The sequence below is a fragment of the Mucilaginibacter sp. AK015 genome (assembly GCF_014200785.1).
Classification (GTDB): Bacteria; Bacteroidota; Bacteroidia; order Sphingobacteriales; family Sphingobacteriaceae; genus Mucilaginibacter.
The window spans coordinates 1,555,415-1,571,829 of record NZ_JACHCV010000001.1 but is presented as its reverse complement, the minus strand read 5'-3'; the positions used below and the strand labels follow the sequence as shown (position 1 = coordinate 1,571,829).

14 protein-coding genes are annotated in these 16,415 nt (G+C 46.1%); 10 read left to right on the top strand and 4 right to left on the bottom strand.

Annotated elements, in window-relative coordinates; genetic code table 11:
* Positions 1–3: 3 nt before the first annotated feature.
* Genes HDC91_RS06940 through HDC91_RS06925 form a run of 4 tightly spaced genes read left to right on the top strand, consistent with a single transcriptional unit; the run spans position 4 to position 3,412 of the window.
* Positions 4–927 carry a ChbG/HpnK family deacetylase gene (locus tag HDC91_RS06940; RefSeq protein ID WP_183549764.1) on the top strand — a complete coding sequence of 308 codons (924 nt, stop codon included), beginning with the start codon at positions 4–6 and terminating at the stop codon, positions 925–927.
* A 1-nt stretch (position 928) separates the two neighbouring features.
* A complete protein-coding gene (locus tag HDC91_RS06935; RefSeq protein WP_183549761.1) occupies positions 929–1,315 on the top strand; it encodes a hypothetical protein in 387 nt (128 codons plus the stop codon).
* A gap of 6 nt (positions 1,316–1,321) precedes the next feature.
* Complete coding sequence (locus HDC91_RS06930) at positions 1,322–2,857, top strand: FAD-dependent oxidoreductase (RefSeq protein WP_183549758.1); 1,536 nt, start codon at positions 1,322–1,324, stop codon at positions 2,855–2,857.
* Positions 2,858–2,917: 60 nt separating this feature from the next.
* Positions 2,918–3,412, top strand: coding sequence for an rRNA adenine methyltransferase (locus tag HDC91_RS06925; RefSeq protein WP_183549756.1), 495 nt, complete (start codon positions 2,918–2,920; stop codon positions 3,410–3,412).
* On the opposite strand, the gene HDC91_RS06920 is transcribed toward HDC91_RS06925, so the two are convergent.
* The 4 genes from HDC91_RS06920 to HDC91_RS06905 form a co-directional block, all read right to left on the bottom strand.
* Positions 3,314–4,510 (bottom strand): MFS transporter, encoded by a 1,197-nt coding sequence (locus HDC91_RS06920; RefSeq protein WP_183549753.1) that lies wholly within the window; start codon positions 4,508–4,510, stop codon positions 3,314–3,316. The two genes, HDC91_RS06925 and HDC91_RS06920, sit on opposite strands and share 99 nt — an antisense overlap.
* Positions 4,511–4,619: 109 nt before the next feature.
* Positions 4,620–5,924, bottom strand: a complete 1,305-nt coding sequence (locus HDC91_RS06915; protein ID WP_255476669.1) for an NAD(P)/FAD-dependent oxidoreductase — start codon at positions 5,922–5,924, stop codon at positions 4,620–4,622.
* 255 nt (positions 5,925–6,179) lie between these two features.
* Complete coding sequence (locus tag HDC91_RS06910; protein WP_183549750.1) at positions 6,180–7,037, bottom strand: RNA polymerase sigma factor RpoD/SigA; 858 nt, start codon at positions 7,035–7,037, stop codon at positions 6,180–6,182.
* A 144-nt stretch (positions 7,038–7,181) separates the two neighbouring features.
* Positions 7,182–7,373 carry a cold-shock protein gene (locus tag HDC91_RS06905; protein ID WP_162431576.1) on the bottom strand — a complete coding sequence of 64 codons (192 nt, stop codon included), beginning with the start codon at positions 7,371–7,373 and terminating at the stop codon, positions 7,182–7,184.
* 265 nt (positions 7,374–7,638) lie between these two features.
* Between HDC91_RS06905 and msrA the strand changes: the two genes are divergently transcribed.
* The 6 genes from msrA to HDC91_RS06875 all read left to right on the top strand — a co-directional run bounded on the left by msrA (position 7,639) and on the right by HDC91_RS06875 (position 16,392).
* Complete coding sequence (gene msrA / locus HDC91_RS06900) at positions 7,639–8,268, top strand: peptide-methionine (S)-S-oxide reductase MsrA (protein WP_183549747.1); 630 nt, start codon at positions 7,639–7,641, stop codon at positions 8,266–8,268.
* Position 8,269: 1 nt separating this feature from the next.
* A complete protein-coding gene (msrB, locus tag HDC91_RS06895; RefSeq protein WP_183549744.1) occupies positions 8,270–8,782 on the top strand; it encodes a peptide-methionine (R)-S-oxide reductase MsrB in 513 nt (170 codons plus the stop codon).
* A gap of 511 nt (positions 8,783–9,293) precedes the next feature.
* Positions 9,294–9,875: a fasciclin domain-containing protein gene (locus HDC91_RS06890; RefSeq protein WP_183549741.1), complete on the top strand. Its 582-nt coding sequence runs from the start codon at positions 9,294–9,296 to the stop codon at positions 9,873–9,875.
* 199 nt (positions 9,876–10,074) lie between these two features.
* On the top strand, positions 10,075–11,262 hold the full coding sequence (locus HDC91_RS06885) for an ROK family protein (protein ID WP_183549738.1): 1,188 nt from the start codon (positions 10,075–10,077) through the stop codon (positions 11,260–11,262).
* Between the two features lie 67 nt (positions 11,263–11,329).
* The gene (locus HDC91_RS06880) at positions 11,330–14,446 is read left to right on the top strand and encodes a SusC/RagA family TonB-linked outer membrane protein (RefSeq protein ID WP_183549735.1); all 3,117 of its coding nucleotides are present in this window, start codon (positions 11,330–11,332) and stop codon (positions 14,444–14,446) included.
* A gap of 26 nt (positions 14,447–14,472) precedes the next feature.
* Positions 14,473–16,392: a SusD/RagB family nutrient-binding outer membrane lipoprotein gene (locus tag HDC91_RS06875; RefSeq protein WP_183549732.1), complete on the top strand. Its 1,920-nt coding sequence runs from the start codon at positions 14,473–14,475 to the stop codon at positions 16,390–16,392.
* Positions 16,393–16,415 lie beyond the last annotated feature (23 nt).

The window sequence follows — 16,415 nt, the reverse complement described above, 5'->3', positions numbered from 1 at the left end:
AATATGAAAAATATAAAAACACTCTGCTTTTTAGCATTAAGCCTGGTTTTATTACAACCTGCATCCGCGCAGCAAAACCCCAGGCTGCCCGCGTTGATGTTACGGCTTGATGATATTGGCATGAACCATTCTGTAAACATGGCCATGCAAAAAATGGCTGATACCGGGATGCCTTTTTCGGCGTCGGTGCAGTTTGCCTGCCCCTGGTACCAGGAAGCTGTAGAGATATTAAAGAAAAACCCGCAGATAGCGGTAGGCGTGCACCTAACGCTAACATCCGAGTGGAAAAACTACCGCTGGGGGCCGGTAACCGGCCGCGGGGCGGTGCCAAGTCTGGTTGATGCTAATGGATATTTTCCTCAGTCTACAGGCGCTTTTGCCAAAAGCGGATATCAGATAGCTGAAGTAGAGAGGGAACTAACTGCGCAGATAGAGAGGGCTTTGGCGTCGGGTTTAAAGATCACTTATATCGACCCGCATATGGGCGTTGCGTTGTCAACCCCCGCCTTACGTGCGCTTACCGAGAGACTGGCGCATAAATACAAGCTGGCCATATCTACCTTAAGCGAAGTGGTTTACTTTGGTGAAACCTATAAAGAGATGTGGGGCGAGCCGGTGGCTACAAAAAAATCGGCTTTTTTGTCGTACGTAACCACTAAACTAAATCCCGCACGGCCAAACCTGGTTGTGATACACGTTGCGTTAATGAACCCCGAAATGAACGCCCTTTTTGATATGAACAGCAGCATGATGAACACCAGGGAAGGCAAGCCGTTAACCAGCCTGCACCGCCAAACCGAGCTGAACATGCTGCTATCGCCCGAGTTTAAGGCTTTGGTAAATAAAAAGTTCAGGCTGATAAATTACAGCGACCTGGTGAAACAAAAAGGGCTGGCCGCCATGAAACTGGAAACCGTAAAAAACTGATATGGAACGCAGGTTATTCGTAAAGCTGTCGGCATTTACCGCAATGGCGCTTACCTTGCCCTTTGCCGAAAGCTGCAGCACAGGTTCAAAGGAGCAGGCAGTTGCGCAGCCCCTGGTGTTCTCGCATCTGGCGGATGCAAAGGCCATACGCGAGGCCGGAACGGATTATCGCAAAAACCACCAGACTGAAGACGACCGGCAAAAGCTATCGCAGCTGCTTTTGAGCGATAAGGATAAGGCATCGCTTAGTAAAGATGAGATCCGGGCGAAATTGGATAAGCAGGTAACCGAAGATTTTAAAGCCGGTAATATATTGGTGGTAAAAGGCTGGGTAATGTCTATAACCGAAGCCAGGCAATGCGCACTTTTTTCAATCATTAAACCTTGATCAGCCATGCATATCGATGCCAGAAATATTGATGACAACAGCCTGATAGAAGGCGATATATGTATTGTAGGCTCGGGTGCCGCGGGTATAAGCATGGCGCTGGAGTGGCTGAACACGCCCTATAAAGTTATTTTGCTTGAGGGCGGCGGCTTTGAGTACGAAGCGCAGATGCAGGACCTGTACAAAGGCAAAACCACCGGCCAGCGGTACTATCCCCTTGAATCGGCAAGGCTGCATTATTTTGGGGGTACAACGGGGCACTGGTCAGGCTTTTGCTCTACGTTCGACCCGATAGATTTTAAGGAACGCGACTGGGTACCGCATAGCGGCTGGCCCATAAAGCGCGAAGACCTTGACGAATATTACGCCCGCGCCCACAAAAACCTCGACCTTGGCCCGTACGAATACAGCGTCAAATACTGGCAGGATAAAGACCCGGAGCTAAAAGGCTTAACACTCGACGAAAAAGCGGTTTATAATAAAATGTGGCAGTTTAGTCCGCCAACACGCTTTGGTACCAAATACCGCGATACCATTGTAAAAGCGCCAAATATACACCTGTACACCTACGCCAATGTAACCGATATCACCGCCAACGAAAATGCATCGGCTATAAAACAGGTAACCGTGAAAAACCTGGCGGGTAAACAGCATACAGTTAAGGCAAAGCAATTTATCATGGCCTGCTGCTCTATCCAGAACGCGCGTTTGCTGCTGGCATCAAACAAACAGGCACCCAAAGGCCTGGGCAACCAAAATGATAATGTGGGCCGGTATTTTATGGAGCACCTGGAAATAAAATCGGCAGAGATATGGCTCACCAAACCCGATGCTTTAAAATTGTACCATTGGGAGTGGGGACTTACCAAAGCCCGCGCCGAACTGGCCATTAGCGAAGAAATGCAGCGCGAGCATCGCATATTAAATGGTACCGCATCGTTTACGCCATTGGATATCGCCCGCAAGCAGCCCGCCTTTATCGACATCTGGACGGCCGATACCGCTGAAACCAAAAAGAACATGCATAAGTTTGACAAAGCGGAAAAAGATGGCACAAAAAAGGGTGGCTACAGTTCGTTTCAGTTGTTTACCCGCGTAGAGCAGGCGCCAAACCCCAACAGCCGGGTTACTTTAGATACCGAAAAAGATGCCCTCGGGGTTCCGCGCGCTATGCTGCACTGGGAACTTACACCGCTTGAGAAGCATAGCCTGCGTGGGATATACCAAATTATTGGCCGGCAAGTAGGCATAAGTGCCGAAGGGCGCGTACGGCTGATGGATTACCTGCAGAACGAGGAAGACAACAGCTGGCCATCGTTCACCGGTGGCGGGTGGCATCATATGGGCACAACCCGAATGGCCGCCGACCCTAAAAAGGGCGTAGTGGATGCCAATTGCAAAGTACATGGTATCAGTAATTTATACATGGCGGGTGCATCGTGCTATGCTACGGCCGCCGCACCCAACCCTACGTTAACGCTGGTTGCGCTTACCATCAGGCTGGCAGATCATTTAAAACAAAAGGTGAAAGGCCACGCTTAATAAAAATTCATATGCAGTTTGACCCCGAGAACCCCGTTAATAAATTAATGTGCCTGGGGTATGATGCTGGAAGGTGAAGGAAAGGCGGAAGAGGCCCTGCAATTATTTGAGCAAGCCTGGGCGTTGGCCGCAAACACCACCGAAAAATTTACCGCCGCGCATTATGTTGCCCGCCGGCAGGAAACTATTGCCGGTAAGCTAACCTGGGATGAGACCGCCCTGAACTTAGCGCTTGAGATCGATACTGAAGAAATAAAGGCTGTTTACCCATCGCTTTACCTTAATGTGGCCAAATGCTACGAAGATTTAGAGGATTATCCCAAAGCGCATGATAATTACCTGATGGCGCTTAATTTCGCGCCGTTTTTACCTGCTGATGGTTACGGCGACATGATAAAGGCCGGTATCAATAACGGGATAAACCGGGTTAAGGGAAATGATCTAACTAAAGTATTCTTAAACTTCCCCTTCAGGGTGCTGGGGGGCTCCCGGCTTACTCACCATCACAATAACTATGGCTATAATGCCCCAAAGCAGCATTTGCCAGGTGCTTAGGTTCCATTCGCCAATCCTCCAGCATAGCAAACCAAAATATGTACCTGCCGAGCCGCCGATGAAATACGTGGTCATGTAAATGGTGTTGAGCCTGCTGTGCGCGTGCTCATCAAGGGCATATATGCGTGCAAAATTTGTTATTTGCGTGGCCTGCACGCCTATATCCAAAAAAAAGATAGCCACAACCAGCGCTGCAACGGAATATGGAAAAAGTTTAAGCAAAACAACACTGCCAATGATCATTGCTACAGAAATGAGCAGGGACCGGTGCGTGTTCCCCTTATCGGCCAGTTTCCCAAACCACGGGGCTACCAGCGCACCGCCAATGGCAATAAGGCCGAACAAACCAATTGTGCTGGCCGAAAAATGGAGGGGTGCATTACTCAAATGGAAGGTTAACGTGGTCCAAAACGAGCAAAAGATGCCAAATGTGAAAAAGCCAAGCAAAGCCGCCTGCCTTAATATCTTAAACTCGCCTACCAGGGATAATGCCGACCTGAGGAGCCCCAGATAATTGCCTTTAAACTTCGGCGGTACATTGGGTAAGTAAAGCTTAAGTAATACGGCTGTGATCAATACCATACCGGCCGATATGCCGTAAACAAAGCGCCAGCCCAGCCAGCCGGCTATTAAACCAGAAATTACCCTTGCTCCTAAAATTCCGACCAGTATGCCGCTAAAAACCTTGCCAACTGTTTTGCCGCGGTTAACATTGTCGAGCGTGGCAGCCATTGGCATTAATATTTGAGCAGATGTGGCAAAAAGGCCAACAAACAAACTCAATGCGTAAACCTGGTAAAGCCGCGTGGCAAAGCTAAAGCCGGTAAGGGTTAACATCAGTAAAGTGCTTAATAACAGGATAAGCCGTTTACGGTTTACCTTATCGCCCAGGGGGATCAAAAAGAACATACCCAAACCATAGCCCAGCTGTGCAAACATGGCCACTTTACCAATTTCGGAGCCGGACGCATGTACCGATACGCCTATATCTTTCAGGATTGGCTGGTTATAATAAATATTTGCTACCGTAACACCCGCGGCAACTGCCATTAAAGGGATAATAGCCGGATGTAACCTGTTAGTTTGTGTAGCCTCCATAGTTTTTACAGCCCGCAAACGTAAGCAAATGTGCTTTGGTATCAAACGTAAAAGCACCTTGTTGATACGGCAAGGTGCTTTTGTGAAAGTATGTTGACAAAGGCGCCGGTTAATCGCCCGATTTAAATATCATCCGGAACGACTGGTCGCGGCTGATGTAAGCAACCGCCCAATTGTAAAGCGTACGCAGTTTATTACGATAGTTAACTAATGATATCAGGTGAATGAACAGCCACATAAACAGCGCTATGATACCATTGAAGTGCACCTTGTGTTTAAACAGGTCTACCACCGCCTTGTTACGGCCAATAATAGCCATATCCCCTTTGTCGAAATATTTAAAGGCTTTTAAGGGTTTGCCCTTGGCTATGGCAATAAAGTTGGCTGCAAGGGTACGGCCCTGTTGTATAGCAACCTGTGCAATCTGCGGGTGGCCTTTTGGATAGGCCTCGTCGGTTGTTTGGATGGATGCATCGCCTATGGCGTAAACATCCCGCAGCCCTGTAACCTGGTTGTATTCATCGGTTATCATCCGTTTGCCCACACCCAGGCTGCTTGCGGGGATGCCATCAAACGTATTGGCTGTAATACCTGCCGCCCAAATAAGCGTGCCGGCTTCAATAACCTCGCCGTTTGATAAAGTAATTTTGCCGTCAAGGTAGTCGTTAACGTGCAAATTCAATTTTACCCGTACCCCAAGCCTGGTTAGCACCTTGTAGGCCTCCTGATGGGTTTTCTCGCTCATGGCGCCAAGCAGGGCAGGGCCGCCGTCTACTATGTAAATGCCTCCGGGCTGGTTAATAAGTTCGGGGTAGTCCTTCGCGAAAATATATTTGCGCATCTCGGCAAGCATACCCGATACTTCAACACCTGTTGGGCCGCCGCCGGCAACTACTATGGTAAGCAGGCGTTTGCGTTCGGCCGCGTCTTTAGTAATGGTTGCGCGTTCCAGCGTTTGCAATAAAGCGTTGCGCATACGCAAGCCATCGTCAATGGTTTTCATCGGGATGGCGTTCTGCGCAATGTTTTGGTTGCCAAAAAAGTTTGTTTTGGCGCCCGAGGCAAACACCAGGTAATCGTAGGTTAGTTCACCATCTTTTAAATATACGGTTTTGGTATCGGTGTCAACCTTTACGGGTTCGCCCATACGAAAACGAATGTTATCCCTGCGGAATAATTTGCGGAAAGGATAACTGATGCTTGAAGGTTCCAGGAAACTTGTTGATACCTGGTAAAGCAGTGGGGGGAAATAATTGTAGTTGTTTTTATCTACCAGGGTAACCTGGTAGCTTTTATTTTTTGCCACATCTTGTGCAAAGTTTACACCGGCAAAACCTCCCCCAATAACCACAATTTTTTTAGCAGGCACAGGCATATGGCCTGTGGCATCTGCGGGGTTAGAAAGATCGCTCATTTCTGGTATGTGTATGTTTGTCACCGTTATAAATGACAATGTAAATATACGTTAAGTGTACATAATACACTATTAAAATGATCTAATTTTACACAGGGTTGATAAGCCATCCAAACTATCCGACAGCTTAAATTCACTCCCTGCACCCTCCCGGTAAACGGGGGATTTCACCGGCCAATTCTTTGGTAATAGTACTCAATAAAAAAACCGCTTTAAATATTTTAAAGCGGTTTTTTTATTTATGTTGCAGATATATTACAAATACGATTGCAGCGTACCGCTGCGCGATGATTGTTTTATACGCTGAAGCGCCTTGTCTTTTATCTGGCGTACCCGTTCGCGGGTTAGCACAAACTTTTCGCCTATTTCTTCTAAGGTGTGGGTGTGGTTATTGCCCAGGCCGTAAAACAGTATCAGCACCTCGCGGTCGCGTTCGCCTAATTTTGACAGGGAACGCCCCAGTTCGGTAGCCAGCGAATCTTGGATCAGGCTGCTGTCAGTAGATGGATCGTCGTTTTGCATTACATCCAGCAACGTGCCTTCTTCGCCCTGCTGAAAAGGGGCGTCGATAGACACCTGCCTGCCTGAATTTCGTAACGAATCGGCAATTTTTTCAACCGTTGTTTCCAGGCACTCGGCCAGTTCTTCAGGGGTGGCTTCGCGTTCAAGTTCCTGCTCAAGCGAAGATTGCGTTTTGCGGATCTTGCTCAGCGTGCCTATCTGGTTCAGGGGCAAACGCACCGAGCGCGATTGGTCTGATATGGCAGATATTATGGATTGGCGTATCCACCAAACGGCGTATGATATGAATTTAAAACCTTTGGTCTCGTCAAACCGGCGGGCGGCTTTTATCAGGCCTAAATTACCTTCGTTGATTAAGTCGCCAAGGGTTATGCCCTGGTTTTGATATTGTTTGGCTACCGATACCACAAACCTTAAGTTGGCTTTGGTAAGGCGCTCTAATGCTGCCTGGTCGCCTTCGCGTATTTTTTGTGCCAGTATAACTTCTTCCTGGGCTGTTATAAGGTCTACTTTACCGATCTCTGTTAAGTATTTATCAAGCGATTGGGTCTCGCGGTTGGTGATGGATTGACTTATTTTAAGTTGTCTCATTTAATGGGGATAAAGCGGCCTGAAGCCGGCGATTAAACAATTTACTAAACTTTAAAAGAGCGGGGCCGGGTGTTTTTAATGACCCGTAGAAAAAATAAAAGCATTCCCATTTTCAGGGAATGCTTCACGATATTATTATAGTTATTAAGCTACTTTAACTCTTACCGCGTTAGGGCCTTTCTTGCCTTCTTCCACTTCATACTGTACGGTATCGTTCTCGCGGATGCGATCAACTAAACCTGATGAGTGAACAAACACTTCTTTGCCACCGTTACTTGGGGTGATGAATCCAAAACCCTTTTCTTCATTAAAAAATTTTACTGTTCCTTGTTGCATTATATTTATTTAAATAGTTACAAATGTACCTTTAATTATTGATTAACTGGCATAAATATGTAATTGATATACTTTTAGTTATGGTTAAACCTATATTTCCCTATAAAATGACAATATTGTGTTGGGCGTGAATTTTGGTTTTTGTCAGCCAAACATCACAATTGTATGCCGCAGGTAAGTTAGCGCTAAGTTTTACGACAAACCCGCAATACATACCATCATTTTTTACGTTAGTTATAAGTACGTTAAACACGTTATAAAATTTATGAAAAAGATAAGCATTCAAATTATTCTGTTATTAATTACCGGCTATACTGCTATGGCGGCTACGCCCAATACAAGTACCGATGGCAAGGCCAGGTTAGATACCGCTACTTTTGCCACAGGCTGTTTCTGGTGTACCGAAGCAAAGTTTCAGCAATTAAAAGGCGTTAAAAAGGTAATATCCGGCTTTAGCGGGGGTACGGTTGCCAACCCTACCTATAACCAGGTTTGTACAGGCACCACAGGGCACGCCGAGGCCTGTAACATTATTTACGATCCTGCGCAAATTACATACGATGAACTGCTGGCTGCCTTTTTTGTAGCACACGATCCTACACAACTAAACCGCCAGGGTAATGATGTGGGTACACAGTACCGCTCGGCCATATTTTATCATAATGCTGCACAAAAGCAAAAGGCCAACTATTACATTGGTAAATTGAATGCTGAGCATGCCTACAAAAATAAAATTGTTACTCAGGTAGCGCCGTACAAAGCTTTTTACAAAGCCGAAGACTACCATCAGAATTATTATAACCTGAATAAAGGCAGCAACCCGTATTGTAAATATGTGATACAGCCCGAACTTGAAAAGTTTAGGAAGGTATTTAAAAATAAACTGAAGAACTAAGATGAGAGCGTTTTACATTACCGCGATATTACTCCTGTGCTTTACCTGCACGTTTGCACAGCATTTAAAAACCGATAAGGGGCACCAAAATAACCCGTACTATTCTAATACCGATACCCGCCCGATAACGGTGTCAAATGCGGAATGGAAGAAGATATTGCCGCCGGCATTATATGCCACGGCCCGCGAGCAGGCTACCGAACGCCCGTTTACCGGCCAGTTCTGGAATAAAAGCGCCAGGGGAACCTATTACTGCGCTGTTTGTGGCAATAAGCTGTTCCGTTCGGATGCCAAATTTGCCAGCGACTGCGGCTGGCCAAGCTTTTACCAGCCTGTAAGGAAGAACAGCGTTATTTATAAAGAAGATAACTCTTTAGGAATGGAGCGAACCGAAGTGCTGTGCGCACGCTGCCAAAGCCACCTGGGGCATATATTTGACGATGGCCCGGCGCCAACGTACAAAAGGTTTTGTATGAACTCTGTTTCATTGGATTTTCAGCCGGATAAGCTGTAAAAAGCGGCGCCTCCTGTTAGGGGTTTAAAGCGTACCATTCACTTTACCGCATTGCTATTACGCCATCTTGCCGGCAAGTGCAAAGCCCGATTTACTGGCCTTTAGCCAATAAATCGGGCTTTATGTCGTTATTTAAAGGACGCTGCTTTAATCAGTAAGCCCTGCCCCGCGTGTTATACTGCGTTATGATAACAACCATTGTGGCTGCGGTTCGGCCTTTGATAGCTGCCTTTTAGGAGCTGCACAGCTATTTTAATACGCTTAGTTTATGTACGTGTGCAAAGCGTCAGCATCGCCGCATCAAACGGGCCTTTCCAACTGAAAATGAGCAAATAAAAGCGGATTTTGAGGGTTTCCGCGACTTAATTGTAATAAGGAAATTACAGTTGCTATGAACAATTTGTAAAATTTGAGAGTTATAATTGGGCACTTTCATCTAAAAAAATCATTTTATTGAGGAAAAATCTACGTATTAACCAAATTAATAAATTGTATTACAAACATGATTAACATGAAAAGATCCATTTTAGCGGTTGGCGTATTAGCCTTTTTAACTGTTACAGCTACACGTGTATCCGCACAAACTCAAGACACCACCCAAAAAACCACCACCACTACCACAACTACCACCACCACTACCGAAGGGGCAAGTGATGTAGTAGGGGCTTTAGCCAGCAACGCCGATTACACAACAGCGTTGAGCGCGGTTAAAGCTGCAGGGTTAGATTCTGTTTTGAAAACAGGTGGTCCGTATACGATTTTCGCGCCTAACAATATTACGCTAAGCAACCTGCCCGCCGGCAAACTGGATAGCCTGATGAAAGATCCGGCTAAACTGGCAACCATATTAAAAGGCCATGTGGTTAACGGTAAATACGGCAAAACCGAAATTATTAAAGCTTTAAACGCAGGTAAAGGCAAAGCTACATTGACCACTATTGACGGGCAAACGCTTACCCTGTCGGTAACTTCTGATAAAAAGCTACAGCTGGCAAATGCTGCCGGTAACACGGCCCAGGTGATCCTTTTTGACCTGATAGGAGCCAACGGTATTGTAAATGGTGTTAACGGCGTACTTATGCCAACGAAATAACACCATACGTTCAGATAACGAAAAAGCCCGGTTTACCGGGCTTTTTTATTTTATCGCCTTTCATGATGATTTTCAAAATTTAATGATGGCTTACGGAACTAACCTCAAAATTTCTAAACCTAATTTTAGTTTTTAAAAAAATTAAAAAGTTTTGTTGATTATTGAAATATTATTTTAAGTTTGACAAACTATTGATAATATGACCGTAATTAAGAAGCATCACTTATTAAGGAAGGATCTGATTAAGCACTTTTACTATAATAAAAGTCTTTCTTTGACCGAACTGAGCAAGCTTACACACAAAAGCCTGCCCTTAGTGACCAATACGGTTAGTAACCTGATAGACGAAGGGTACGTGCTGGAGCATGGCCTTGCACCCTCAACCGGCGGCCGGCGCGGTTTGGCTTTTTTGCTAAACGGCCAAAAGCAGCGTTACATAGTTGCTGTAGCGGTAGACCAAATGGTAACCCAGGTAGTTATCTACGATCTGCTAAACAATATTAAGATGGAGCCCGAGAAAAAAGAGCTCGTGCTTAGCGATACGCCTTCATTAATTGACACCTTCACCGAATTTTTAAAAGATTATATCTCCCGCTCGGGCATCTCTATCCACCAGATACTGGGCATGGGTATTGGCATGCCCGGGTTTGTAAACGCCGAACAAGGGGTTAACCATACATTTTTTAAAACCAAAGGCGGCGAGAACCTGGCGAAGCACCTGTCGGAACAGCTTGGTCTGCCGGTGTTTATAGATAACGACTCGAGCTTGATAGCGCTGGCCGAACTAAAGTTTGGCGCCGGAAAAAATCTAAAGGATGTGCTGGTAGTAAACGTAGGGTGGGGAACCGGCCTGGGCATGATCGTAAATGGCAGCCTTTTCAGGGGCCACAGCGGGTACGCGGGCGAGTTTAGCCATATCCCTTTGTCGCAAAGCAATAAGATCTGTTCTTGCGGTAAGCGGGGCTGCCTGGAGGTAGATACGTCGTTGTTGGTTTTGCTCGAGCGCGCAAAATCTGAAATGGATTCTGGCGCCAGTTCAAGCATGGAGCAGGTTTACAAAAAAACGGGCACCCTGTCAGGCGACCATTTCCTGAACGCAGCCAGATCAGGCGACCCGCTCGCGGTATCCATATTGTCTGACGCGGCATTTTTAATAGGTAAGGGGATGTCAACCCTTATCCACATCATGAACCCCAAGCTGATCGTTTTAAGCGGCAGGGGCGCTATAGCAGGCAAAATATTAATGGCCCCCATACAGCAGGCCATCAACGAGTTTTGTATCCCCTGGCTTGCAGAGCAAACCGAGATACAGGTTTCAACCCTGGCGTCAGACTCAGAGCTTCTGGGCGCGGCAACCCTGGTTATGGAAAATTGCAATTTTAATTAACACGCATATTAATCAACCCTATAATATAAAACAACCAACCTTAGTATTTACCATTAAAACCTAAAAAATGAAACAAATGTACTTGAGGTGTATCGCGCTGTTGCTGTTTAGCATAGTATCAATGGCGGCATATGCACAAAAAACAGTTACCGGTAGGGTAACTGAAAAATCCGGGGAGCCGCTACCGGGTGTTACAGTGGCCGAAAAAGGCACAGCCAACGGCATGTCGACAACAGTAGACGGAAAGTTCAGCATATCTGTTAAGCAGGGTGCGGTGTTAAGCTTTTCTTTTATAGGTTACAAAACAAAAGAAGTTACCGTTGGGGCCGAAAACACCATCAATGTGGTGTTAGAGAGCGGTGATAACGCCCTTAACGAGGTGGTTGTAACGGCCCTTGGCATTAAAAGGGAGAAAAAATCATTAGGTTACGCGGTCCAGGAGGTTAAAGGACAAACTTTATCTGACACCAAAGAACCTAACGTTGTAAACGCTTTATCGGGTAAGGTTGCCGGTTTGCAAATTACCCGGTCGGGTAACGGCCCGGGTGGTTCATCAAGGATCACTTTAAGGGGTAATAACTCGCTAACCGGATCAAACCAGCCTTTAATTGTTGTTGATGGTATACCATTGGATAACTTTATCGGCGCTGCCAACAACGATTATTACAACCCGTCGTTAGATATGGGTAACGGTCTGTCGGATATCAATGCCGAGGATATTGAAAGCATGAGCGTTTTGAAAGGCGCGGCAGCGGCAGCGTTATATGGTTCAAGGGCCGGTAACGGTGCTATCCTGATCACCACAAAAACCGGTAAAACACAAAATGGTTTAGGTATCACCCTGACATCTTCGGTTGGTATCGAAAGCATTTTTGCACGGGCTAAAACGCAGAACGTATTTGGCCAGGGTACAAATGGCATATACGATGCTACATCATCCAGCAGTTGGGGGCCAAAAGCAACGGGCCAAAACGTAACCAAATGGGATGGCACAGAAGCGCCTTTGGCTACTTACGATAATATCGGTTCATACTTTGGTAACGGTTTAACCTCAAACCAGGGCATATCTTTCCAGCAGCAGTATAAATCAACATCGGTTTATACCTCTTACAACCGCCTTGATGATAAAAGCATCATCCCCGGTGCTAAGCTTACCCGTAACAACCTGATGGCCAGAACGGTAAGCAAGTTTGGCGCTGAGGACAAATGGACGGTAGATACCAAGGTTCAGTATATTAACTCGGCTGCGTTTAACCGCCCGCAGGGTGGCTCGAACGTGAGCAACAACTTTTATGCTTTATCGTTACTGCCAACCTCTATTAATATCCGCGATTTTAGCGCGCGTACCAATGAGGCAGGTAAAATGCTTTGGTGGCGCCAGGAAAACGAACTTAACCCTTACTGGGCTTCAAAATACAATTTGAACGAAGACATCAGGAACAGGTTTTTACTGAACGGATCTGTTAGGTACCAATTTAACAGCTGGTTGAGCGCCGAGGCAAAAGGTGGGGCAGATACCTACACCACCAATACTACCAACATGACCTATTCGGGCGCTACGCCAACCTCTACCGGATCATACGGTACCGGTAAAAGCACCTTTACCGAAACCAACTACAGCACCTTGTTGACTGCTAAAAAGGATAATATTTTTGGCAAATTAGGTGGTGTTATAACCGCGGGTGGTAACTTAATGAACCGCAAATCATCGTACCTGAGCGCTAACGTAGGAACGCTGCAAGTGCCTGACCTGTTCTCGTTGAACAACGGTACTTCCAGCGCAAGCATCAATGAAGGCATCAACCGCCATAACATTTATTCGGTTTACGGCTCGGTTGGCTTAAACTACGACGGCTACCTGTTCTTAGACGGTACCTTCCGTAACGACTGGTCGTCGGCGTTGATCGCTGCTAACCGTTCTTATTTTTACCCATCGTTAAGCGGTGCATTTGTATTTACCGAACTGATGAGCAAAAGCGCTAACGGCCTGCCATCATGGTTAACTTATGGTAAGTTAAGAGGGTCGTTCGCGTCGGTTGGTAACGATATGGAGCCATACCAGTTATATAACACTTACACTATTGGTAAAGACCCGCTGGGTAACACCACAGCAAGCCGCGGCGATATACTTTTTGACCCATACGTGAAAAGCGAGCTGATCAAATCGTACGAGGCCGGTTTAGAAATGCGTTTCTTTAACAGCCGCCTTGGATTCGATTTCGCGGTATACAAATCAAACGCCACCAGGCAGTTGCTAAACTTACCAATGGATAACTTAAGCGGTTATTCGTTCAAAAAGATCAACGCGGGCGATATCGAAAATAAAGGTTTAGAGCTGATGGTTGATGGCAAAATATTGCAAAGCAACACCGGCTTTAACTGGAATGCCATGGTTAACTTTTCTATCAACAGGAACAGGATCAAATACCTTACCGCTGATGTTAACCAGTATGTGTTAGGCGGATTTGACGATGTATCGATAGTTGCCGAAACAGGCCAGCTTTTCGGTGAGATCTATGGATCACGTTTCCTGCGGGTAAAAGATGCAAGCAGCGAGTATAACGGAAAGTTAATTTTAGATGCTACCGGTTTGCCGCAGGTAGATCCTGAAAAAGCCCGCCTGGGTAACCAGCAGGCTACCAGCTTACTGGGTGTTACCAACTCGTTCTCGTACAAAAACTTCGACTTCTCGTTCCTGATCGATGCACGTTTTGGCGGGCAGGTGTTTTCGGGTACCATAGCTAATATGGAGCAATACGGAACATCAAATAAAACCGTTGTAAATGGGTCGAGGGATAATATGTTGGTTGACGGTGTAGTTTTAAATACAACAACCAACAAATACGAACCAAACAAAGTAGAAACCAGCGCGCAAAATTACTGGGGCGTAGTAGCCGGCCATGGTAACATAGGTATAACAGAGGCAAACCTTTACGATGCTTCTAACGTACGTGTAAGAAACGTACAGTTAGGTTATAACCTGCCAAAAAGCCTGCTAGCTGGCTCAGGTATCCAAAGGGCAAAAATAGGGGTGTCGGCAAATAACTTATGGTTAATATCAAGCCACATGAACGGTATGGACCCTGAATCTGTTTACGCAACCGGTACTAACGCAACCGGTTTTGAAAGCGGAAGCTCGCCTACCACACGTACATTTTTACTGAACTTAACTATAGGCTTCTAATTATAAAAAGACTAATTCATAAGAATATGAAAACGATATTTAAAAAATCATGCCTGCTGCTTACCGGTGTTTTGCTGGTGGCATCGTGCAAAAAATTCGACGAGATCAATAACGATCCGCTTAAAGCAAACGGAGACCAGGTACAAACGGAGTACTTTATCAATAACGCGATAGTTGGCGCGCAGCAGGACCCGGGATTATCTGAAAGGGTATTTATCCTTTACTGGGTTGTTGGCGGGCACACCCTGCAGGATGAGGATGGCGAAACCTTTTCTCGCGGCAGCTACGACGACGGCTGGACCTCGGAATACTACAGGCAGTCATCACAATGGCTGAATGCCGCCAACAGTGCTATTGAAGTAGGTACAGACCAAATTAAAAAAGGCACCTCAAAAGCATACACCAATAACCTTATACAGGTGGCCAGGATATGGAGGGCGTATTTAATGAGCGAGTTTTCGGATAGCTTCGGGCCTATGCCTATTGATGGTTTCCAGGGTAAAAACCCCGATTTTAAGGACGTAAAAACAGTTTACTATTACTTATTGGATGAGTTGAAAGATGCGTCTTCAAAATTAGACCTGAGCGTTGTAAACCCATCTGACCTTGCTAAAGAAGACCCGGCCTACGGATACAACTACGCCAAGTGGCGCAAATACGCAAACTCGATGCGTATGCGTTTGGCCATGAGGCTATCAGAGGTTGACCCTGAAAAAGCAAAAAGCGAGTTTGAGGCTGCAGCAGCAGGAAGCGATTTTATTACAGACGTTGCTACCGAAACCTTTAGCGTACAGGAAACCCCTAACAGCTACAACCCGCTTAGCAGCGTGTTCCGTAAAGAATCGTCGTGGATGGGGTTGCCGATATCTGCAACTTATAACAACCTGTCGGTGGGCCTGGGCAGCGTAAAATCTGCCGATCAGTTAGGTGCTGATTTTCAGTCGGCCATTAAACCAGCTGATTGGCTGGGCCAGAAATTCCCTGAGCAGTTTGCCACCAAAACAAACGATCCGGCTGCGGGATATTGGTTTAACGGTTTGCCTTATACCATAGATCCGCGCGCATATAAAATATTCAGCATCCCCGGCGATCTTACTAACCCCGTTTATCCGGGAATAGGGGATACGTTTAAAGCTTCCGAGCGCGACCTGAAAAAACCAGGCGGTGGTGTAGCGAAAACATTGACCTCAAAATATACCTGGAACGCTAAAGCAGATGGCAACTGGGGGGCAAAATCAGCCTTGAACCAGGCTATTACAACTAACGGGTTTAAGCCGTTGTTAAACCTTAATTACCGTAACGGAAACAACAGAAGGGTATTTTTTGGCCCGTGGGAAACCTATTTCCTTTTAGCCGAAGCTTCGGTACGCGGCTGGGCTACCCCGGTTAGCGGCAAAACTGCTTACGAAACAGGTATCGCCAAAAGCTTTGAATACTTTGGCACCACAGCATCTTTGAGCACTTACCTGGCATCTACCGAGTATAACCGCGTAGGTACATCTGTAAACTGGGACCACACAACCGAGCCCGGTGCAACACATACCATGAAGTATGAAGACGGTATTACCGGCACAGCAGGCACCGAGGAAGTGGCTTACCCTAAAAACGACCTGTATAAAGCGGGTACCGTAAGAAACGACCTGTTAACAAAGATCATTACCCAAAAATTTATAGCGCAAACCCCGTGGTTGCCTTTAGAAACATGGAACGATCACCGCAGGTTAGGTTTGCCATTTTATGAAACGCCCGCCGTTGAGGATGTAATGCCTGACCTACCCGCGTTGAATAATAGTAATTATAACACAAGCAACATAAAATTCTTTGCGCAGCGTATGAAGTATCCTTCAAACCTAAGCAACAGTAATGTTAACGGTTACAACCAGGCTGTAGCAGCTTTGGGCGGGCCCGATGCCGTGTTAACACCACTTTGGTGGGCAAAGCACTAACAAGTTTTGTTCTGATAAAAAAG

What these genes read in the sequence shown, in the direction of transcription:
- HDC91_RS06915 (WP_255476669.1), bottom strand. Translation starts at nt 5,924, where the DNA reads ATGAGCGATCTTTCTAACCCCGCAGATGCCACAGGCCATATGCCTGTG.
- HDC91_RS06885 (WP_183549738.1), top strand. Translation starts at nt 10,075, where the DNA reads ATGACCGTAATTAAGAAGCATCACTTATTAAGGAAGGATCTGATTAAG.
- HDC91_RS06940 (WP_183549764.1), top strand. Translation starts at nt 4, where the DNA reads ATGAAAAATATAAAAACACTCTGCTTTTTAGCATTAAGCCTGGTTTTA.
- HDC91_RS06875 (WP_183549732.1), top strand. Translation starts at nt 14,473, where the DNA reads ATGAAAACGATATTTAAAAAATCATGCCTGCTGCTTACCGGTGTTTTG.
- HDC91_RS06890 (WP_183549741.1), top strand. Translation starts at nt 9,294, where the DNA reads ATGAAAAGATCCATTTTAGCGGTTGGCGTATTAGCCTTTTTAACTGTT.
- HDC91_RS06880 (WP_183549735.1), top strand. Translation starts at nt 11,330, where the DNA reads ATGAAACAAATGTACTTGAGGTGTATCGCGCTGTTGCTGTTTAGCATA.
- HDC91_RS06910 (WP_183549750.1), bottom strand. Translation starts at nt 7,037, where the DNA reads ATGAGACAACTTAAAATAAGTCAATCCATCACCAACCGCGAGACCCAA.
- HDC91_RS06920 (WP_183549753.1), bottom strand. Translation starts at nt 4,510, where the DNA reads ATGGAGGCTACACAAACTAACAGGTTACATCCGGCTATTATCCCTTTA.
- msrB (WP_183549744.1), top strand. Translation starts at nt 8,270, where the DNA reads ATGAGAGCGTTTTACATTACCGCGATATTACTCCTGTGCTTTACCTGC.
- HDC91_RS06935 (WP_183549761.1), top strand. Translation starts at nt 929, where the DNA reads ATGGAACGCAGGTTATTCGTAAAGCTGTCGGCATTTACCGCAATGGCG.
- msrA (WP_183549747.1), top strand. Translation starts at nt 7,639, where the DNA reads ATGAAAAAGATAAGCATTCAAATTATTCTGTTATTAATTACCGGCTAT.
- HDC91_RS06930 (WP_183549758.1), top strand. Translation starts at nt 1,322, where the DNA reads ATGCATATCGATGCCAGAAATATTGATGACAACAGCCTGATAGAAGGC.
- HDC91_RS06925 (WP_183549756.1), top strand. Translation starts at nt 2,918, where the DNA reads ATGATGCTGGAAGGTGAAGGAAAGGCGGAAGAGGCCCTGCAATTATTT.
- HDC91_RS06905 (WP_162431576.1), bottom strand. Translation starts at nt 7,373, where the DNA reads ATGCAACAAGGAACAGTAAAATTTTTTAATGAAGAAAAGGGTTTTGGA.